Source organism: Parapedobacter tibetensis, assembly GCF_024704835.1.
Taxonomy (GTDB): Bacteria; Bacteroidota; Bacteroidia; order Sphingobacteriales; family Sphingobacteriaceae; genus Parapedobacter; species Parapedobacter tibetensis.
Genome location: NZ_JAMXBE010000006.1, coordinates 34,722 through 56,399, shown reverse-complemented (window position 1 = coordinate 56,399; position 21,678 = coordinate 34,722). Strand labels below are relative to the sequence as shown.

At 46.9% G+C, this 21,678-nt stretch carries 12 protein-coding genes; all 12 read right to left on the bottom strand.

The window, feature by feature from the left end:
* Nucleotides 1-13: 13 nt before the first annotated feature.
* Complete coding sequence (locus NF543_RS11750) at nt 14-2,158, bottom strand: PVC-type heme-binding CxxCH protein (protein ID WP_257668322.1); 2,145 nt, start codon at nt 2,156-2,158, stop codon at nt 14-16.
* Between the two features lie 11 nt (nt 2,159-2,169).
* Nucleotides 2,170-3,057 carry an Nramp family divalent metal transporter gene (locus NF543_RS11745; RefSeq protein WP_257668321.1) on the bottom strand — a complete coding sequence of 296 codons (888 nt, stop codon included), beginning with the start codon at nt 3,055-3,057 and terminating at the stop codon, nt 2,170-2,172.
* A complete protein-coding gene (locus NF543_RS11740) occupies nt 3,057-4,583 on the bottom strand; it encodes a PQQ-dependent sugar dehydrogenase (RefSeq protein WP_257668320.1) in 1,527 nt (508 codons plus the stop codon). The genes NF543_RS11745 and NF543_RS11740 overlap by 1 nt, the downstream gene beginning before the upstream one ends.
* A 125-nt stretch (nt 4,584-4,708) precedes the next feature.
* Nucleotides 4,709-6,427 carry a RagB/SusD family nutrient uptake outer membrane protein gene (locus tag NF543_RS11735; RefSeq protein ID WP_257668319.1) on the bottom strand — a complete coding sequence of 573 codons (1,719 nt, stop codon included), beginning with the start codon at nt 6,425-6,427 and terminating at the stop codon, nt 4,709-4,711.
* A gap of 103 nt (nt 6,428-6,530) precedes the next feature.
* On the bottom strand, nt 6,531-9,896 hold the full coding sequence (locus tag NF543_RS11730; RefSeq protein ID WP_257668318.1) for a SusC/RagA family TonB-linked outer membrane protein: 3,366 nt from the start codon (nt 9,894-9,896) through the stop codon (nt 6,531-6,533).
* Nucleotides 9,897-10,129: 233 nt separating this feature from the next.
* Nucleotides 10,130-11,488 (bottom strand): DegT/DnrJ/EryC1/StrS family aminotransferase, encoded by a 1,359-nt coding sequence (locus NF543_RS11725; RefSeq protein WP_257668317.1) that lies wholly within the window; start codon nt 11,486-11,488, stop codon nt 10,130-10,132.
* Nucleotides 11,489-12,240: 752 nt separating this feature from the next.
* Complete coding sequence (locus NF543_RS11720; protein WP_257668316.1) at nt 12,241-12,540, bottom strand: divalent metal cation transporter; 300 nt, start codon at nt 12,538-12,540, stop codon at nt 12,241-12,243.
* 1 nt (nt 12,541) lies between these two features.
* Complete coding sequence (locus NF543_RS11715) at nt 12,542-14,917, bottom strand: hypothetical protein (protein WP_257668315.1); 2,376 nt, start codon at nt 14,915-14,917, stop codon at nt 12,542-12,544.
* Between the two features lie 42 nt (nt 14,918-14,959).
* Nucleotides 14,960-16,264: a BNR-4 repeat-containing protein gene (locus NF543_RS11710; protein WP_257668314.1), complete on the bottom strand. Its 1,305-nt coding sequence runs from the start codon at nt 16,262-16,264 to the stop codon at nt 14,960-14,962.
* Nucleotides 16,265-16,281: 17 nt separating this feature from the next.
* Nucleotides 16,282-17,001, bottom strand: coding sequence for a fasciclin domain-containing protein (locus NF543_RS11705; RefSeq protein ID WP_257957478.1), 720 nt, complete (start codon nt 16,999-17,001; stop codon nt 16,282-16,284).
* Nucleotides 17,002-17,068: 67 nt separating this feature from the next.
* Nucleotides 17,069-18,553 carry a RagB/SusD family nutrient uptake outer membrane protein gene (locus tag NF543_RS11700; protein ID WP_257668312.1) on the bottom strand — a complete coding sequence of 495 codons (1,485 nt, stop codon included), beginning with the start codon at nt 18,551-18,553 and terminating at the stop codon, nt 17,069-17,071.
* Nucleotides 18,554-18,564: 11 nt separating this feature from the next.
* Nucleotides 18,565-21,663, bottom strand: a complete 3,099-nt coding sequence (locus NF543_RS11695; RefSeq protein WP_257668311.1) for a SusC/RagA family TonB-linked outer membrane protein — start codon at nt 21,661-21,663, stop codon at nt 18,565-18,567.
* Nucleotides 21,664-21,678: the final 15 nt, after the last annotated feature.

Sequence of the window (21,678 nt, the reverse complement as noted above, 5' to 3'; positions counted from 1 at the left end):
ATTCAACATGTAATTAACCGTTATCCTGACTGAGGGCCGATACCACACCGTCAACTGCTTTTTCAACATCAGCGGAAGTCTTCTTTTGCGCTTCAAGCAATGTAATCATCTGCTGCTTTTGGTCACCTGAAAACGTTGCTTTTCCCACTCCCTTTGCAAGACCAGCCAAATAAGCCAGTTGTAGTTTTTCGCTATCTTCGTTATTTGCCTTTGTCAAAACACGCACAAGGGATTGAATCTCGTTTAACTTGCCACGCGCACCGATCACATAGGCAAAATCTGTGAGGAAACTGATTTTGTCGTTTCCCGATTGATCGAAAAATCGCGCTTTCGATAGCATTTCCAAAAGCGCTACCGAAGAACCTGCTTCTGAACTCAATACAGCCTTCCTAAACCAGTCGTCACCACCATGCTGCTGTACAACTTTGGCTAAAACGGCTACGGCGACCTCATCCGAAAACTGCCCGATGCTTAATGTTGCCTGGAAAGCGGTTTGGGATGCTGGATCGTCAACTTTGGTGGCGAGTAAGCGAACATTTTCCGGATAGCGCTCTGATAATACAATGGCATGTCTCCTCACTTGTGCATCCTGGTCATCCAACGCCTTCTCTACGATTGAGCCTGTCAATGCATCCAGCCCTTCCAGGCTATATAAGGCATGTAACCTCGTACGGGGATCCGAATGCTGATGAACCATCTCCTCTAATGCCGGGATAATTGATTTATCCTGCCGTTCTACAATCAAACGCTGGGCTTGGATACGCCACCATTGGTCATTTCTGGTCAATAAATCAACCAATTCCGCTGTAGGTACGTCCCTCAGGTTTGGACTCGCTAGTGCAGGTGGTGTCTTGTCTTCCGGATATACCTTATAAACCCGGCCATATTGGTTGCCATATAAAAAATCCATTTCCGTTTTCAGGTCATCCGGAATGGAAACAGGAGTTTCAATGTGTTGCCGATACATATCAATGATGTACAGTGCTCCATCGGGGCCCACACTGAAATTGACGGGTCTAAACCAGGTATCTTTTGACGCTAAAAATTCACGTTCCAATTCAGAAGAATCGCGTCTTGCCGAAAAGAATGGTCCCTCGTCAATGGGCACAATGACGTCGCGGTGGATCAGGTTGCAGGCCACTTCAGCCGTAAACACATTGCCGTAAAAGGATTCCGGGAAAAGATCGGCGGCATACAGGGTGCCTCCTGAAGCTCCGGTAAAATGCCCCTCAATATGCTCTGTTCTATCTAAGCCCGCTTCATCATATTGCTGTTGGCGGCGTGTACTGCGCGCCACCCGCCAGTAGGGGGGCTCGCTGATCTGGTATACCCTTAAATCATGCGCATAAATATTTGAAACCGATGAATAGGAAGGCAGGTATCCATGCCTATGTAAGTACCGCCTGGGGATAGGTGCAGTTTGAATATGTAGCGTGTTCTGTGTAAAAAAACGGTTGCCCCAGTCATCCACGGCCAAACCAAATTGCCCGGCTCCGCTCTCGGCTTCAAACAGGTTTTTGTCAAGCCTAAACCTAAAGTCTCCCCCCCCCACGGACACCGCCGGGGCATCCTGCAACCGATTAAATTTCACGGCACCTATTTGACCGTTGTTGTTTGCATAAATCCAATTGTCAACCCCATAGCGTAAACTGGTAATCTGCGCTTCCGAATTATTTTCAAAAAAACCTGTAAACAATACTTCTCGCTCATCGGCTATACCATCCCCATCGGTATCCTTCAAGTACAAGATATCCGGTGCACTGGTCACGATCACGCCGCCGTCCCAAGGCAGCAGGCTTGTCGCATCTTGGATCCCCTCGGCAAATACCACCACGGAATCTATTTTCCCGTCGCCATCGACATCTTTCAATAGTTTGATCTTTCCTTTACCTTCTCCCAGTTCCGGTTTGTAGGGGTAATCCCCCATTTCTATTAAATAGATATTGCCAGACTCATCAAAGACCATATCCACTGGATCTATAATGTAAGGTTCGGATGCAAATGTTTCGATGGTAAAACCCGCAGCTATGGTAAAACTTTCCAGCGCTTTTTCTGGGCTCAATGCGTCGTCATATCGCGCACTTTCACAGGACAACAGAAGGATGCAGAAAAATAAAGGAACAGCAAAAAAATAAATAGTTGCTTTTATATTCATCATATTATTCATGTTTAATTTTGTTCAAAAGGATTAGGAATTTTGATTAAATCTTCTATTTCTTCACCTCCATGCACAAAGCGCGCTAGCGAATAGATACTTCCGTCTTGGCCAACCGCGATCGAATTGACCTTGATGCCCTGTGAATTCAAAACCGTTGCCGCGCAGATCAGTACCACGGCACTCATCAGCCCCAAAATTACAATCCCCATTGTACTACTCAATTGAGCATGGCCTCCGGCGCCTGCTTCCAAACCTTGGCTCTTCCGCTTCTCCTGCACCAGATACGATTGGTAAAACGCACCCACCAACGAAAAACAGGAAGCGATGAACGCGACGACGAGACCCACCGATTTATCAGGTAAGGAAGGCATCAATCCCGAAAATATTGCTGCGATAGGTGGTTTCACCACAATGGCTGTGGTTACGAAACTGAAAAGCATCAGGAGCACCAAGGCCAGCATCACTTTTTCCATCAACTTATAAAAAGATCGGAAAAACAATAAAACGATACCCAATCCATTAAATACGACGATCCAGATTTTGGGGTTCGAATCGGTGGCCTCCCCGATAGCAATGCCCAATCCGGTCGAATTGCCCGCCTGGAATGAAGTAGCCACCAAAAAAACACCCACACCTATGAAGATACTACCAAACCGACCGGTTTTCTTCCGTATCAGGGTCAATAGGGATTCCCGGTTGTGCTGGCCTATGCGGGCGCTCATGTTGGTAAAAATCATCATGAAAAAGATGGCTACCACGATAACCCATAACAACGAATAGGAAAAATCCGCACCCATTTTAGAGGTGATGGTCATCTTGCTGGGGCCGAATACCAGCGCCGCTGTGATCACGCCGGGACCAAGTACCGACAACCAGTTTATATGTTTCTTGTTATTCATCACTCGCGTTGTCTTTGATTTGTTACTTCTTTCGTAAGGATCAACCGCCCGCTTCCAAAGGCCGTGTTTACATAGTTGATGATGGCCGACAGCTCCTCATCTTCTAGAAAAGAGAAACTGGCCATCGGCTGATCATACGTCACACCATTTATTCGCTGCTGTCCGTCTGTTCCATTCAGGAGGATATCGATAAATGCTGCCGTGTTATTTATACTGCGCGATCCTTTCAACGGTGGGAAACTGTTTGCCACCCCCATGCCGTCATCTTTATGGCAGGACGCACAATAGTTTTTGTATATTGCAGCGCCATCCAACGCATTGGTATCTTCGTATACATCTGCTTCTACATAAGCTTCGGCGTCAGGGATATCCGGTGTCTTCCGAATGCGCAAGATCCGGTCGTCGGTGTCCAACGGAAAGCCGGGTTGCGGATTCCAATCCTGATTGCTGGTAGCCAGATACACGTCGCCGTTCGGTGCCACGAGCACGTCCCGGATACGACCATACCGATCCGAAAAATAGGTTTTTTCTCCGGTTATAGCCGTGTGGTCTTCATTCAGTAGCAATACCCGCAGTGTTTGGCTTTTCAGGGTGACCAGTAATAACGTATTTTGCCATTCCGGTATCCCGGAATGGTTATAATAGGCCAAACCCGCCGGTGCAATTACCGGCGTCCACGATTTGATCGGTTCAGTACGGCGATGGTTCTCCACAATTGCAAGTTCCTCCGGTGTATCATGCATTCCTTCGATCTGCGGCCAACCGTAATTATGCAGCGGCTGGATCCGGTTAATTTCATCTTCAATGGCATCACCGTGTTCCGAAGTAAATAGGTTGCCCTGTCCACCTAAAGTGAGCCCTTGTATATTCCGGAACCCCCATGCATACACATAACTGTCTGGGATGGGATTATCTGCCGGTATGGAACCATCCAGTTGCAGGCGGAGGATCTTGCCGTTGCACGTTGTCGAATCCTGAGCCTGGGTGTTATCAGCAACGTCACCCGTAGCCCAATAGATGATATCGCCCTTATCAATGATCACACGTGCACCATTGTGTCCGGTGTACCCTTTAGCAACCAATAGTTTTTTGGGGTCGAGCAGCGTATCACCCGTATAGGTATACCGCACCAGGTTAGACACAATCATCGAATCTTCTTCAGCGGTATAATTCAATACAACAAAGGGGTTGGCGTCGGTCGTTTGTTGTACCGCGATGTCCAAAAGGCCCGTCGTCCTTTTCTGAAACACCTCATCCAGCACCAGCAATATCGAAACATTTCCCGTCTCCAAATCCAGTTGTTTCACCTTGCCCGTGATTTCGGTGAAAATGAGCTTCCCATCAAAATAATCTATCCCCCAAGGGACATGCAATCCATCGGCTACCGTAGCTACCTCAAGGTACGATTTTTCCAACTTCACATAATCAACCGTTTCCTTCTTGAACTCGTCCGCTGTCCGGCAGGAAGTAACACAGACCAAAAGCATCAGGCCAACAACGCTATTTTTTCCGGTAAAGTTCATCATCAAAGTACACCCTGCTTTAAAAAACACCTCCTATTCATCATGCGTTACATTAACGGTATCATGCTCGTCTTTCGAGGGTGTACAGGCTATTGCTACACTCAGCAGTACCGCCGCGACTACATTTCTCACCAACCTGGGTTTTGGGTCAGGTTGTCATTGAGTACAATTTCACTCTCCGGTATCGAATTTAAGTAATCCCTGTCCAATTTAAAGCCGTAACCGGAAGGCATAGCGTTTTGATAAGGGTCGAGGAAACCGTCCTCATCCACCGGATACGGGTTTTTCGAAATCTGGGCAGCCATGAATCCTTTTGGCCGTTCGCCCACAATCAGCTCATCTGCCGCCGCCCAGCGGGCAATATCATCCCAACGGAAGCCCTCAGCAGCCAATTCCACCCTGCGTTCGCGCCGAATCTCGTTGATCACAGGCGACAAATCAGGAAATTCCCAATTGGGATCTGTGGCGATATCAGCCAGCACCAAGTTGGGCATACCCACGCGCTCCCTTAGGGGTTTGATGGATTTGTCAATATCATCCTGTGTAAGCTTGCCCAATTCAGCTTTGGCTTCCGCGTAGTTGAGTAGGACTTCGGCATACCGGTAGATCATACCGGGCGACTCTTCATACTGCTGCACATGGTATACCAAGTTCGGGTTGTACCCTTTTTGAATGATGTAACCGCTGGGTGCGTTATAATCGGCGGAAGAATTGAGTCGGTCATAGGCGCCGCTCCAGTACTCGGTGTCACCATTGTCATGGATCTTCCAGACCTGGTCCGGCGTAGCGATGGTTTGATAAAAACGGGGGTCGCGGTTTTCGGTTTCGGAAGCTAGCGTATTGTGCCCGCCGAACAGGGCATTGCCACTAATGGGACTGCCATCGGTACACAAGTACGCATCTGCTAACTCCTTGGTGATGGTTTTGTTTGTTGGGGTTTCCATCCGGAAAAAACGGTCATTGGTAAAGTCCCCGTCACCCCCTGTCAAGTTGTTGTCGTACTTGCGCCAAAACATCACCTCGCTGTTGGTCGCGAAGTCCAACTGAGCAAACAGGTCTTTGTAATCTGACTCCGGATTGCTTGTGCTGTACACGCTGTACACCCCTCCATCGATGACCTCTTCGGCAGCCTCCGCCGCTTTTGTAAAATACTTATCCGGATCAGGGTTATCCACGCCAAAGGGTGTGCCGTCATGGTATTTCTCCCATGACCCCTCGTACAGTGCTACCCGGCTTTGGATCAATAAGGCGATCCAACGGTTTATCCGTCCGGCACCAGAAGTCTTTTCGGCAGTTAAGTACATAGCAGCAGAATCCAGTTGGCCAATGATAAAATCGGCAACGGCATTTCGCGGATCCCGTGGGTTGTACAGTTCGGGCGAATCGACAGTCAACTCTTTCGTGACGATCTGTATGTCTCCATAGCTCTGCAACAACTTAAAATATACCAAAGCACGGAAGAAATAAGCTTCGCCCAAGTATTGCTGATATTCTTCCAACTCATGGTTTTCTTCTACCCTTCGGTAATTATCGAAGAAAAAATTGATCCGCCGTACATCACCGAATCCAATGGAACCCGAGGTCGCCACCGTACGCGTACCCTGCAACCGTTGGTTGGGAGTACCGGTAACCTGATTATCGCTATCGTAGTCACTCCCGTGGTTAGCATACTTAGGGAAATTGGCGGAGTTGTAGAACGTATTGATATATACACGCATCTGATCGGGCGTTTCAAAGAAAACATCGGACGTGGTAGCATCCAACGGTCTGCGATCGAGGAAGTCTTTATCACAAGCGCTGTTAAACAGTGCTAACAATATAATTATGATGATACAATACTTTTTCATCTGTATATAATTTGTTTTTAACGGTGATGAAGCTATCTGATTTATTCATTCCCCTGTGTGGTTGAATAAATCATGATGGTTTCATAACATGTTTATTTAAAAATCAGAAGGTAAGATTCAGTCCAAACGAAAATGATCTGGTCTGCGGGTATATCATACCAGTGGTTTGGTAGCCTCCAAAATCTTTATCCGAAGCAATCATCGTTTCCGGATCAGCGACTTTAGGCACACTTGTGATCAGCAGCAAGTTTTCCCCGGAAAAGTACACCCGTACGTTACTGATCTTAAATCGATTCAGGAAATCGCCCGGCAGCGTATAGCCAACCTGTACATTCCTAAGCCGCAAATAAGCCGCATTCAACAAATACCGGCTTTGGGTATGTCGGTTCTTACCCGTTTCGTTTGTAAAGTAGGGTTTGGGTAGGTGAGCATCGGTATTGGGGCCGAGGATATTCGTCTCGTCGGCCGAGCGCCAATAGTCCAGATTGGGTGAGTCATTAAAAATGGCTGATCCCGCCCACGAATTGATCAACCCCCAGAACACCGGCGAACCGGTATCCGGGTAATAATCCTGCTTACCTATGCCCTGCCAGAACATGGAAAAATCAAACTGTTTCCAGTTTACGCCCCCGGTAATACCGATGTTGTAGCGCGGCTGGTCATTGCCGATGACGGTCAGATCGCCATGATCATCCAACGTCCGTTGGCCATCATTAATGACACCATCGTCATTCAAGTCCTGATACTTCATATCGCCAGGGCCCCAAGAATCCCAGTATTTAGACTGGTCTGCCATAGCCTCCCCTTCGGTCTGGATCAATCCGCCGCTCTCGAAACCCCAGATTTCACCCACTTGTTTTCCTGCATACCACGTATCCACCGTCCCTTTATCGTTGCGGTATTGGAGGATTTCCGTGCGGTTATCACCGAAACTTACGCTGGCATTATACCCAAACTGGGGCGATGGCCGATCTTCCCATGACAACACGAGTTCAAAGCCCTTTGTCGATAGCTCTGCATTGTTCGTACGCGGAGGAGCCGCTCCAAGCTGGTACGGCAACGTAATGGCCGGACCCACCATATCGGAGGTTTTCCGATTGTACCAGTCGAACGTCAGGTTCAACCGGTTATTCAAAAATGCCGCGTCGACCCCTGCATTAAAGGAGGTAATGGTTTCCCAAGTCAAATCGTCGCTGATCAATAAAGGGGCGTCGGCATATGCTGGCCGCTCACCATCGATAATCCAGTTTAGCTGACTACCCGTAGGTATGGTAGCCAAGTAGCGGTAATTCCTCACGTTTTGATGCCCGCTTTGGATGATGTTTTGATTTCCTAAAGCACCATACGAAGCCCTGAATTTCAGGTTATTCACATAGCCCTTGATCGGTTCCCAGAAACTTTCCTTGGAAATCGCGTATCCGACGGAAGCCGACGGGAAAAATCCCCAACGTTTTCCAGATGCAAACCGAGAAGAACCGTTGTACCGTGCACTGAACTCAACGAGGTATTTTTCATCGAAATTATAATTAATCCGGCCGAAGACACCCTGTGTTGCCCAATGGTAAATCTGGTCTTCCAAAACCCGTTCACCCAGCGACGTACTAATGGAAGGCACGTCGATATTGATCAGATTGGCTCCTGACCCCGTAATCCCTGTATAATAGCGGTATTCCTGTTCATAGCCCGCCATCCCTTTAAAATAATGCCGACCGAACGTATTTTCATACGATGTCACCCCATTGATCAGCGTGTATATATTCTGGGAGAATGCCGACCCGTAGCCGGCAACAGGTTTGCCGATATTACCAAATTCGCCGTTACCCAGTTCAACCGGTACGGGTCGCGGGTTGGATGTACTCCGAAAGCCTTGATTATTGTAATTGTAGGAAAACGAGGTTTTCCACCCTTTGATAGGTTCCAACTCCCCGCCCAAGGTGAGGAAAAAATCACTGGTATGGCCATTATCCCGCCCAGTGCCCTCCAAATACCTCACCAACGGACTTTGCACCGTACCATTGATGTTATAAAACGGCATCATCGGGGCAAACGTCAGTAGCCCGTTAAAGAAGTGTTCGCGTCCTACTGTCGTATAACCAATGGGGTAATCCGTCTTTTTGGATGTATACTTTACGCTGGAGTTGAATCTCAACCAAGAGGTAATCGTGGTATTATAGTTACCCATAAAATTATAGCGCTTATAATTATCGTTACCCCATTGATATAGCCCATTCTCTTCCACATACCCTCCTGCAACGTAGTATTGGTTATGTTCGTTACCCCCTGATACGTTGATGTTGTGTTTTTGGCTGAACGAATTATCCCGCATCAACAACTGCGGCCAATCGTTGTTGGCATTACCATTCCGACGGCCAGCCCACAAATTGTCTATTGGGTTGTCTGGATCATATTCATACGGGAATGAGCCATCTAAATACCCTTGAATCCGTTCCATTTGTTCATCGCTGTACACCGCAGTTGCCCCGGCGTTTGCAGCCGCTTGGTTGTATGCGGTTGCCCACGTATACGAATCGACAAAGCTCGGTAACCGCACAGGGCTGCTCAACGATAAATTGTCGGTATACTGAATCGTGACGCCTCCCGTGTTATTCCCTTTCTTGGTCGTGATCAAAATCACCCCGAAAGGAGCTCGTGATCCATAAACCGCGGAAGCCGAAGCATCCTTCAATACCGAAACACTTTCTATGGATTCCGGATCAACGTTGTTGATGTTCATTTCCACACCATCCACCAGGATCAATGGCGAAGCATTACCTTCGATAGACCCCATTCCCCGAATGTTCCAACCGCTCGCCGACCCCGGTTCGCCGCCACGCATATTCATCGAGATGCTGAGGTTGGGTGAGGCGCCTTTTACCAAGTCGGCTACATTGTTTGCCGCACGGTCTTTCAATCGGTCCCCCGAAATAACATCGACCGAGCCGGTGAGGTTTTCCTTCTTCTGCGTGCCGTAGCCTACGACCACTATTTCCTCCAAGTCGCTGACAAGTCCTGCCAACACGATGGATATAGCTGTTTGCCCGTCTACGGCAACTTCCTGCCTGGCGAAACCCACATAACTATAAACCAGCACACTGCTTGCGGCAGGGACGGTAATGCGATACGTACCGTCCGCGGCGGTAACCGTTCCTTCTTCGGCACCCTTTACCCGCACGCTTACCCCTTCTAATGGCCTACCTTGTTCGTCCGTTACACGACCGCTAATCGTTCGTTCCTGTACCAAAACCGGCATTTGCGCGCTACCAGTAGCTATTGACGATTGCCAGCTGATTTCCATCAATATCTTCTTCAATGGAACGTGATGGTGACCCAAACTGACGCGCTGCGCATGGACGTTACCCAAAGAAACCATGATGGATGCAAAAAATATGACAATGGTCAGTTTCATGGCCAAATAAGTTTGTGATGATACCAAACAACCAAGGTGGTGTCGAAGTCTTTTGTTGTTCATTTTTTTAGTTCATGAACAATACAGGCGTTTCCGGTGGAAATCGTTAAGTTTGTATTGTTGGGTTTAAAACTTTGGTTAATGCACTTTTAATGAAGTCGCTCAACATACTGCCCGAGTCGCCCAACAGCCAGTCCAAAGTGGAGGCGATTTTTTCGCGATGCTTTTCAAAAGCGGATACATCGCTGTATTGTTTTAGGAGTATAGCGGGATTCATGCGTTCCGCATCACTTCCCTTATATTGATTTTAATTGGTCCCTATGCTCGTATACTTTCATAATGGCATCCACGATATGATCCATATCTTCTCGCTCTGCCAATAATGGCCCGGACGCCCACAACATGGCCATTTCATTGCAGACCCGATCACAGTTGGGCAGGTCCATGCCAGCCTTAAATGCCTCGAGGCGCTGCTCACCGTACATTTTTTTATAGGAATCAAGGCCAACGATGTGGTCTATCCAGGGTTCTCTATGCAAGCCATTTGAGATATATGGGCTTAATCCGATTCCTTCGGCAGACAAGGCTTTCAAGAACTGAGCGCGGGTAGCACCGTTGAAATGCGCTTCCTTGTAAGACAGGGCATATAGGTAATAGGAGCCGCTCTCCGTGCCTTCATAGAGTTTTTGGGGTCTTAATCCGGGAAAATCCTTGAGCTTTTCCGTCAAATACCGTGCATTTTCATTGCGTTTATTATAGCGGTCTACGATACCGTCCAGCTGACCCAATAAGACGGCACCTTCAAATTCGTTCATCCGATATTTGGGGCCAATCGTGACGTGCCTACCCTGCCGAGAAGTACCGTGGTTCTGCACGGTGAAACATTGTTCCATCAGATCATAATCGTTGCCTACGATCGCTCCCCCTTCTCCACATGGCATTGTTTTCGAACTCTGAAAACTGAAACAGCCTAAATCTCCAATCGTACCAAGCTTCTGTCCTCGGTAGATCGACTGCTGGGCTTGGCAGGAATCTTCGATAACCCGGAGATTGTGCTTTTTGGCAATGGCCATGATGCGGTCCATTTCACAGGGCTGTCCCATGATGTGTACCGGCATAATGGCTTTTGTATTGGGGGTGATGCGCCTTTCGACATCATCGGGATCCAATTGGTAGGAATCAGGGTCTAAATCGGCCAGTACCGGGAGTGCCCGGCTGGTGAGGATAGCAGACACGGTACCCATATCGGTATACGGGGAAGTAATCACCTCATCTCCCGGGCCAATACCCAATGCTTCTACACAGGTACTGAGTGCTTGTGTGCCCGAGCCTGTGGCTACGCAATATGATGTGCCCAATAGTTTGGCATACTCCTGCTCGAAAGTTGGCACGGTTCCCGTAGCCGACTGGATGCGGCACCAAATACCGCTACGGGTCGTTTCAGTCACCTTTTCAACGATTTTTTCATCGACGTACGGCCACCTTGGCCACGGCTTGTTGCCCCTCACCGGTTTCCCGCCAAAAATAGCAAGCTTGTCCGTATCTTTTGAAAAAATTGACCCGTAAGAAGGAATAGAGGTTGCTGCAAGTGCTGCTAAAGTGCCGTACCCAACTTTACCGATAAAGTTGCGGCGGTTTAGTCCATCGTGTTTCATGTTGTCAATAGTTAATTGTTTCCACTTAAATCATTCAATCAATGTTGTGCTTCCTACTGCCAGCCGGGATTTTGGATTCGTTTTACCAATCGCACAAACGGCCACAGATCGTTAGGTCTTGTCCATAGACGGTCAACGCATACATCCAAAGCATCATCAATACGGATAGTCTCATGATCTCCGCTTTATTTTCAAATTTTACGTATGTAGAGTCTTATTTCCATTTGTACATAAAAGCCACATCACCGTAGGCCATGTCTATCCATGGTGCAGGCAGCCATTAATCAATAATATACATTTGAAAAACAACAAGTTATATCTATTACATTTTTAACGGTAACGTTACCGTTAAAATGGATTAAAAAACAACAAACACATTTCTCCCGCTATGTACTTAATCATGATGTTTATAATTGTTGGCGTATATTCAAAATTAAACTATCCATCTGGATTCGATATTTCAATGCGGGTCGCGCAGTTTGAAGCCACTTGCCTGATCGAAATTGAACCGGTTAGCTTGGCCGGGAAATAGCTAACAAACTTTCCTAACTTAATTTGTAGCCAATGCCCGCAACGATTTATATTCGAAAAACTCACATCGTTTACGTAACCGCAATATAAATAATTTAATTTTAATAATCCAAACATAATTTAATATTTATGCATATAATTGGTTAAGCGGGAAACTTTTTCTTTTACAAACCTTATGTTTACATCATCGCTATTCATCCTATATTTGCGAAGACTGGCTATTAATCCGCTTGATTTAAACATATAATGCTCACGGTCTGTCTACCCGTTACCCTATAATTTTCGCAGCCACGATCGTGCAGCCCCTTATAGAAATTCCCAATACGCGCTCCCATTGCTGTAAACACCATCATAAAAAAGATAGCTACAACGACAATCCACAGTAGGCTATATCCATAATCGGCACCTATTTTGGATGTGATGGTAATTTTACTCGGGCCAAATACAATCGCAGCCGTGACAATCCCCGGTGCCAATGCCCGCATGTTTTTCCATAAGGAAGCTGCCAAACGTGTTGCCATGCTACCCATGATTATCCTCCATGTCATGATGGTTTTTCAACATGGCGATGAATGCGTTGCTGACCACTTCATTCGCATCTTCGCAGTACTTGATCAAATCCCTTCCTAGACGGGTATTCACATGGTTGTATTTCAAAAACTTATTGATGGCAATAAAGTCGAAACCGCTCAACAGGTCAGGGCGAAGTGCACCACCTATCTTGGGCACATGCACCATGCAGTTCACGAAGCTTGTTCCCAGTGTAGTAGCTAAACGATAGAAATCGGGCTTCTCGACTTCAAAAACTGGTAGGAAGGCGCAATCCTGAAAAGATACTGACCCTGACATGCCATCTGTTCCTGTACAGTGTAATGCTGCAACCGTGGTATGGTTGATAACAAGACGGGCGATACATCCGTTAAAAACACCAACGAAATTCTGGCAGTCGTGAATGCGGATATCGAGATACAGACTGTTACCATCAAGGTAAGTAGCCGGCCCCACTGACCTAACGGACAAGTGGGATTCGCGCCGATTTCCTTGTGATGCGCCGCTCAGTTTTTCTAATTGGATGTTTTCAAACCATATCCGGGAATTGGTCGTTATGCTCACCTCATCATACATCCCCAGCTTTTGGACGAAATAGCTTTCGGGATTGCTTATTTCCATTAACCGTATCCCCTGTTCCCTTCCGATGACCATAACATTCTTAACGATTAGGTTTTCCGGGAAAAATAACCGTGCACCCGTACTTGTTTTGGAGAAACCGGAGGTGCTGACCAGCCAGCATGGGGCGGTAGATGATGGGACAGCACTGAAATCAATGACCAGGTCTTCCACATGAATAGACCGGGCAATCCCGATGGGGTACCGATAATTGAAATCAGCGGGCATGAAAGCCAGCACGCCAGTTGGATCATAGGAAGCCGGGATGAATCTGCAATTGTTCAACCGGATATTCCCATCCCATTTTGCTCCATAGTCCCTTCGGAAATTAATGAAATTCCTGCTATGGCAGGTGGAGTTTTCAATCACTAAATCGCCACCCCCCGTTACGGAAATACCACGATAACCAATGGTTGAATCTTGAATGAGTAGATTCCAGCAATGAAAATGGACATCCACCCTGTTTAATCGGCATTGGTAAATCCTGAAATTCTTATTGACATTCGTTCCAAACACACCCCAATGAACTGGACCACCTTCAGCCGTCACGTTCCTGAATGTACCGTTGATCATCCGCGAAGCACTAATCCCATAGGTCCCCGCAGGCACGTTTTCTTGGCTATTTCCTCGATCTTTTTCCCAGGGCAGCAGGCGCACATTCTCCAACGTAATGTCATACACCATGGAAAACGAATAAAATCCGGATCTAGGATCCGAAGCCTTGTCGCGACCAGATTCTTCCAGCCCAACCCATTGATTCCTGATAATTGTTCGGCTACGGGTAACGCTGAAGCCGTTTTTCCAATATCCCTCATAATTCCGGCCAGGACTACTACCAGATAAATAGAATGTGCCGCCATCAACCACTAAATAATTGTCGTCGCATGGATAGGCCACCAAGCTGGTATAATCGTTGAATGTCCATGCGATATCGCCAATTATCCGGCCATGTTCTTCTACATAAAACAGTTCTTCCCTAGCGTTTGACTGTTCTCTGTCACGCTTGACAGCACGGAATCCGATGCGATCATTTTCATCGCGTACGTTGATTAGCGAGTTTCGAAAAGGAGCGAGCTCAGGAAAAATCTGCATACCAGGTTTCAATGCATCGAGAAACTTACGCTTCGTCGCAGCATCCCATTCGATGGTTTTCTTGGTTTTCCTGCTTTTTATCGTAAACCGGGGCGCCGTTCGGGAATTGAAGCTTTCGTCAATGTAAAATACAGAGTGGCCCCATTGCACGTTGGTCTGGATGATGATGTCCGTTGTTTCCTTGATCCAGAATTCACCCTGCATGTTAATTACTGGGATTTGCATGCGATTGGCATAATCATGTGCTTCCTTCACCTGTTTCCCATCATCATTATGGCCATCGCCAATGGCACCAAACATCTGGTAATTAACCGCATCCGCATTGATTAATTCGGCCATTTGGCCGTTGGCCAACCGTAACCTTCCAACACCTTGGTCATCTTGACCAGCTGTTTCCTTAACTATCCTGTACATAGCCCCTCCAAGGTCGCCAACTTCACGATAACCTAGTGTGCGTACAATATTCCCTTCTCGCAATGCAAAACTATTGACCATGGATTGTACGGTATGGAATGTATCAAGCCCAGCCTCTTTATCCAAAACCGGGGATTTGCCGCTTACACGACCAAGTGCCAACCCACCCAGGCCGAAAGCTGTGAGTATTTTTCGTCTAGTCCATTGTCTAGTATAATCGCCCATTGCTTTTTTGTCTATGCACTATACATTACTGAGAAAACGGAGTCAATTTTCCAGCTCATCCTTTTTTTCGGCCAATTCATTTATGCGCAACATGGTATTAAATCGGGTATAATGGTTATAACGTCCTGTCATCCATAGCACAATCGGAGATCTATCCATAGGTAATGTGATTACATAGGGACGCATATTGTTTACGTCTGATTGCACTGTCAACCTATTGACCTGCCATCGTTTCTTTTCTTTTTTCCAATGTTCGATTTCAAATCTTCCATTGATCTCGCGGGACAAATAGACATTTTCCGGATTGCTATGGTCGATAGCAATGCCTCCGGAATAATGAGGTTCCCTAACATCTTCGCCGATTTTCACTTCCGGCATCCGCCCTCCCGCCTTACAAATCTCTTCATCCTGCCACCTTTTTCCATCCCAACGAGCATAATGATACCGATGATCTATGTCTTCAGGATAGCGTGTATACGCAATAACCGGAAGTCCATCCTTGCCCGACGCCACATCCGCCACCCAACTCCTGATACCACTATCCGCACCGTCATATACTTTTTGTACATCGCTATGTGAAAGGGGCAACCCAGTGATAGAAGCAATGTGGCGACCATCGGTCTGGTAAAACTCCCCATTTTCATAATAGGTATGATAAATGGAATTTGTCGGCTCGATGGCCGGATGCCCATCCGTAAAGGCAAAATCTATCCGATTCTGGCCATCGGAACTGACTTTGAGGTAAGGTCGGTTTTTTGTTCCTTTGCTATCGATCAAGACTTTTGTCTCACTCCATGTATCACCAAGGTCGTCGCTAAATGCGAAAGCAGGCCGCCAATCGCTCCCACGCCAGAATACATATATACGGTTACCCTCCTCTGCCAACATAACCGGATGAGAATAGGTGATTTTTGAGCCTCCGAATGGGATGATACGTTCCGCCTCCCAAGCACTGATATCTTCAGGGTGTCTACTTTTGCATATAAAAAAGCGCCCATTGTGCTCGGTATAAAATGCCAGTATATGCCCATCGGGCAATACCAAAATGGAAGGTACATTATGGTCATCCACCTGCAGTTCCTGATGGAGCACAAAGGAGATTATCTCCTCCGTATTTAAATCCTTTGAACCAATTGCCACATCTCCCCTGCTCGTTATATATCCATAATAAATACGCTCATGCACTCCCGCATGGTAAACCGCCCTTGGATCAGAAAACCAGCACCAAGCTGCATCGTCGGCAACCACTTGGTAATCTGTCGCTTGGTGTTGAGCATATAAAGACCCACCTCCTGCATGGAAAACAAGCAAAACAAGCCATAGCACCTTTCTTATATTGATCCGCATCTACTTAAAATAACACCTTATTGAACGCCGTATCGCTGATAAGTATCAAATACATGTATAAAACCATTGGTTGCCTTGAGGTTAGCGGTGCGGGCAATAGAAGACTGGATGGTACCGTGAAAATCGTTGACCCGAAGCTTCGCATTCCTATCATTTTCAATTCGCAAATGAACCTTATTTGCTGTATCAACCGGTGACAGTGATTGGGCAATGGTATTGTCTGGGCCCAGGTTATGATACGAATATTCTCCTTCCACAATATGGTAAAGCAAGAGGTTTCGTATTTGTTCGACCGGATAATCTTCCCAATTACGCCCCGGGCAGGTTATGGGTTGGCCTAATGAATCAAGGACAGGATCCCCATTTTCGTCGAGCTCAGGTACCCCCTCCCTGCCAAAATAGCAACCTGAATTGACGGCGCCATTGCTGTCGTACCGCAAGACGGATTGATTATTAAATACCAGAAACGTGCGGCCTGGCTTTGAATATTCTTCTTCCAGTCCAGCATAAACCACTGCATCACGTATTAATTCAAAGCTTCTCAATGTATCTTCCAATGGCTTGTTGATAAATTCCCAAGCGGTCATATGGATATCAGGTTCCAATATCGTGACTTTATGTTTGTGGTCTTCTTGGAGATCCAGCCCCATGAAGGTACATGCTGAAACTGATAGTACCAACGTCGCAATCGCCAAGTAACGCGATAGGCTATTTTGTATCTTTAACTTGTCCATCATTGTATAGTTTAACGTTAACAATTGTTAGCTGATTACCGGTTCTACATTCCCGGGTTATCTCCTAATCTTAGTGCGAATACGTTGGATTTTGTTCCAATTTAGGATTATTGATCAACACATTCCGATGAATTGGCAACAGAATTTTGCGTTCATCAGTAAATCCGTTCGGGGTCATTCCCAATATTTCCTGGCGTTCGCGAACCACTGGATCCATGACTTCCAACACCCTGTTTGTTCGCACCAAATCGAACCACCGCTTACCTTCGGCAAACAATTCCAATTGCCGTTCATCCAATATCGCCGTTTCCGCTTCCCGCTCATCAGCATAATCCGCTTCATCCAAGGGATCCAATCCTGCTCGGCTACGCACAGCATTGAGCAACGCAAATGCGCCGGTCTTATCTCCGGTTTTATTCAGTGCTTCCGCTCTGAGCAGCAAGATATCAGCATAGCGATACATAGTCAATTTATATTCACTTTGTGTGGTCTGTGGATACTCAAACGTGCCATCGGCATTCCTGACGGCAAATTTCCCAAGTCTTTTGGTTCGCGCATTGGGATCGGGGGCTCCATCAAACAATAAGGAGTCAAAGGTCAGGTGAGCACGGATGTCCTTCGGGTCTTGATGAAAACGTTCGATGACGGCCAAATCCATCACATACATCGGATCGAGGTTACCTGCCCCGATCAATCGGGAGGTTTCGTCTGGACCATCCTGTACATAATCCCACCGGAGACTCCAGATATTGCCTTTACTTGTGGAAGGCTCAAGGAACAGTTCTTTCCATTGGCTTCCGGGGGCCAGGTTATAGCGATTGAGTTCCATCAATCGAGCCGAAGCCTCCAATGCCCGCTCATAATCATGCATCCACATGTACACATCGGTCAGCATGGCCAAAACACCCCCTAAATTCACTTTCCAAACATTGGTTTCTAAACGATCGACCAAATCCAGCGCTAGATTCAGGTCTGGCAGGATGACTTCTTGGATAACTTGTTCTTTCGTATCCCGCGGCCGATTGGGGTCTTCATTGATATCTTCGTAAGGTTCCAACCAGATGGGGGCATCCCCCCAAAGCCGTATGATAAAAAAATACATATAGGCACGTATGGCATGTGCTTGGGCCAAGTAGTGGTTTTTGGTTGTTTCATTGAGCCCCTCGATCTTCGGCACGTACTTGATGACCAGATTGGCCTGCGCAATGGCTTTATACAAATTGGACCAATTGGCGCTTGCCTCGGTAGAATTCAAGGCATTGACAGACATGTTTATTTGGGCCGTTCCAGTGCCACTATACGTAAAATTATCCGAACGCGCATCCCCCCAACGGATGTAATCGACGCTAAAAACGGATTGGACCCTACTGTAAATACCGGCCACCCCAAGTCGTGCATCATCTGGAGTATTCCAAAACTTATCACTTGAAAGATCCGAAACTGGTTGTTCGTCAAGAAAACTCTCGCAAGCGCTCATTAGCAGCAAAGTAAAACCTACTGTTGCAACAGCAAACCACCTTTTCATTGGATGACTAAATCTATTTAGTGTTTTCATGGTTTATTTCATTAAAAATTAATATTCAAGCCCACACCTATTTCCCGCTTCCGAGGGTAACGCCCGGTATCCCTTCCCATTTGAAGTGGGTTTCCAAAAGAAATTTCAGGATCATACATGGAATAGTTCGTCCAGGTAAACAAGTTATTGCCGTATACATAGACATTGGCAAGCGAAATTCCTATAGGTGAAACCCACCTGGCAGGCAACTTATAGGTGAACTTGGCGTTTCTCAGCCGGATAAACGAAGCGTCCTCCACAAAAAAGCTATTCAGCTCACGCATATTATCCATTCCGTTATTTCGCGGTAAGGGCACATCGGTCACGTCTCCCGGATGCCACCAGGCATTGTGGATGATGTATGGATCCGGGGTTGCACCGCTTGTCGTAAACCGTCCGTTCAGCCACCTTGATTGATTATACAGGGATCCCCCATAGCTGAAATAGAAATTGAAAGACAGGCCGAAATTTTTATAGGTAAATGAATTGTTCCATCCCGCCATCCAGTTAGGCTGGGCATTTCCCAGAATGATGCGATCGGTTTCGTCAATAATTCCATCCCCGTTGGCATCCAGCCAAATGGCATCACCCCCTTTGGATACCGAACCGGTCGTTTCCAATTGATTGATATTGCCGTTGTAGAGTTGTCCGTTTAAGGTGTAATGCGAAAACTCTCCCGCATCGCTGAAATTCGGAGTAAGTTGTTGCCAGTCTTCTGACCACGCATTGGATTCATCATAAGCATACACGCCTAACTGCTGCCATCCATAGAAGTTACCCAGCGGCTGGCCTTCCTCCACCAACCAGATTCCCGAAACGATCATTTGCGTGCCATCTGCCAGTTCGCGAACGGTGCCTCGATTCCGCGAAAAATTGATGGATGTATGCCAGTTGAAATGTTGCTTGCGCAATGGAGAACCACCCACGGTAAACTCCACTCCCCTATTCTGTATAGAACCCAGATTTACCCTTACGTTGTCAAACCCTGTCTCAGAAGCGAGGGGGGCGTTATACAACAAATCATCTGTGATTTTGTCGTAATAATCCGCTTCAATGGTCAGTCGTCCTTTAAAAAAGCTTAAATCCAGACCGGTATTGAGTTGTTTAGTAGTTTCCCAACTCAACGTACTGTTACCGAAAAGCGTGTTAGGTACCACCCCAGATACTCCATTGTAAAAATTACTACCAAAGACATACCGCTGTATGGCATCGTATTGCCCGATACGGTCATTACCTGTCACACCGTAGCTAATCCGCACTTTTGCATCATCCAAAAATTTACGGGTTGCCTGCATGAATGTTTCATCGGAGAACCGCCAGGCTCCAGCTATCGAAGGAAAGAATCCCCAACGGCTATCCTTACCGAAACGGGAAGACCCATCCAAACGGAAATTCGACTCTACGATATACCTATCTCGGAAACTATACCCCAGCCGCCCGAAGGCCGAAGCCTGCGTACTGCGTATTCCATTGGTATAAATTTGATTCAGTATAAGTTCTTGGGCAGCGTTCATGCTGGGGATTTCTTCCGACACCCAGTTGTTTCCGGCGATATTGACACGCCGGAACGACTCCCGCTCGGCGCTTACCCCCAGTACGCCAGTCACATCATGGCTACCACCGAAGTTTTTGTCGTAATTAAAAAAACCCTGAACCATCCAATAACTCGTAATATCGTCCCGTTCACTTCCGTTGCTGACCGCAGTTACCGTTGCTCCTGTATTGGTGTTTAGTAACTTGGGTGTAAATTCTCGGTTATGATCGTAATTGAATCGAAATGTACCGTCGGCGGTAAACTTGAGCCCGTCAATGATATTAAATTTGAAATAATTATAGATATTGGCATCGTAAATATCGAATTCGTCTTCATTAAGCAAAGCCCAGGCTAATGGATTCCTAGCACCGGAAATGGTTGGCGCCAAGGTGCCATCTGGAAAATATACAGCAAAAGTCGGAGGCCGCCGTAGTGCTTGTGCCAGTGTATTCCCTTCATGAATTCGATTATCGTTGCGATACGAAAATTGCAAACGGTTTCCGTAAGTGAATCGCTTATTGGGGGTGTAATCCATATTGAGCCTACCTGTGAGCCTTTTATACCAACTGTTCAGAATAATTCCATCCTCATCAAGTAACCCCAAGCTGCTGTAATAATTCAATTTCTCGCTACTGCCGCTCATGCTCAGATCTACCTGATGGCGTTGTGCCGTCTGGGTAATCAGATCCTGCATATCGTTATCGGCATTGAAAGCTGGGTTGAGGGAGTCAATCGAGGTATTGCCAGACCCTCCGCGTTTACGTTCATACAATCTACGCTCTTCCGCATTAGCTTGAGGCACCTTGTGGGAAAGGTTGTTGTAGCTATTCAAATAATTCACTTTTATCTGAGGTTGGCCAGCTTTGCTTCTTTTCGTAGTGATGATGATTACGCCATTGGCAGACCGCGAGCCGTATATGGCTGCAGAAGCACCATCCTTCAATATTTCCACGGATTCAATATCATCCGGATTGATGCTGCTGATATCCACCCCTTGGGCCCCATCCACGATATATAATGGATTGGCACCTCCTTCCATCGTGGCTGTTCCACGGATCCGTACGGAACTTTCCGCCCCTGGTCTACCTGATTCCTGGGCAATCTGCACACCGGACGCCATGCCCTGCAAGGCATCGAAAACATTGAGTGCTTGTCGTTCAGCAATATCCTCGCTACTCACCGAAACAATGGACCCCGTCACATTCCTTTTCTTTTGCGTACCATAACCCACTACAATCACTTCATCTAAGCGGCTATTGGTTTCGACGAGGGTGACTTGCAATTGGGTTGCTGCTTTAGGGATTACTTCCTGCTTTTCAAACCCAATGAGACTGAATACCAACACAACGGATTCATTAGCGGATTGAATGCTGAAATTACCCTTGGCATCTGTTTGGGTAGACGTGGAGGTGCCCTTTAAGGTAACGGTAACTCCGTGCAGTGGCTGTCCTTGTCCGTCTGTCACCGTACCGCTGACAGTCCTCGTCTGTGCCTGTAACATTCCAGTATGCAAGCAAAATAGCATAAGCCAAACAAGCCATCCAGTGGTGTACGTTACATTCTTTAAAATTTTCATTAGCATATCATTTGG

Coding starts and splice junctions, on each gene's coding strand:
- NF543_RS11705 (WP_257957478.1), bottom strand. CDS start 17,001: ATGATGGACAAGTTAAAGATACAAAATAGCCTATCGCGTTACTTGGCG.
- NF543_RS11745 (WP_257668321.1), bottom strand. CDS start 3,057: ATGAATAACAAGAAACATATAAACTGGTTGTCGGTACTTGGTCCCGGC.
- NF543_RS11740 (WP_257668320.1), bottom strand. CDS start 4,583: ATGATGAACTTTACCGGAAAAAATAGCGTTGTTGGCCTGATGCTTTTG.
- NF543_RS11720 (WP_257668316.1), bottom strand. CDS start 12,540: ATGGCAACACGTTTGGCAGCTTCCTTATGGAAAAACATGCGGGCATTG.
- NF543_RS11695 (WP_257668311.1), bottom strand. CDS start 21,663: ATGAAAATTTTAAAGAATGTAACGTACACCACTGGATGGCTTGTTTGG.
- NF543_RS11735 (WP_257668319.1), bottom strand. CDS start 6,427: ATGAAAAAGTATTGTATCATCATAATTATATTGTTAGCACTGTTTAAC.
- NF543_RS11730 (WP_257668318.1), bottom strand. CDS start 9,896: ATGAACAACAAAAGACTTCGACACCACCTTGGTTGTTTGGTATCATCA.
- NF543_RS11725 (WP_257668317.1), bottom strand. CDS start 11,488: ATGAAACACGATGGACTAAACCGCCGCAACTTTATCGGTAAAGTTGGG.
- NF543_RS11750 (WP_257668322.1), bottom strand. CDS start 2,158: ATGATGAATATAAAAGCAACTATTTATTTTTTTGCTGTTCCTTTATTT.
- NF543_RS11700 (WP_257668312.1), bottom strand. CDS start 18,553: ATGAAAACACTAAATAGATTTAGTCATCCAATGAAAAGGTGGTTTGCT.
- NF543_RS11710 (WP_257668314.1), bottom strand. CDS start 16,264: ATGCGGATCAATATAAGAAAGGTGCTATGGCTTGTTTTGCTTGTTTTC.
- NF543_RS11715 (WP_257668315.1), bottom strand. CDS start 14,917: ATGGGCGATTATACTAGACAATGGACTAGACGAAAAATACTCACAGCT.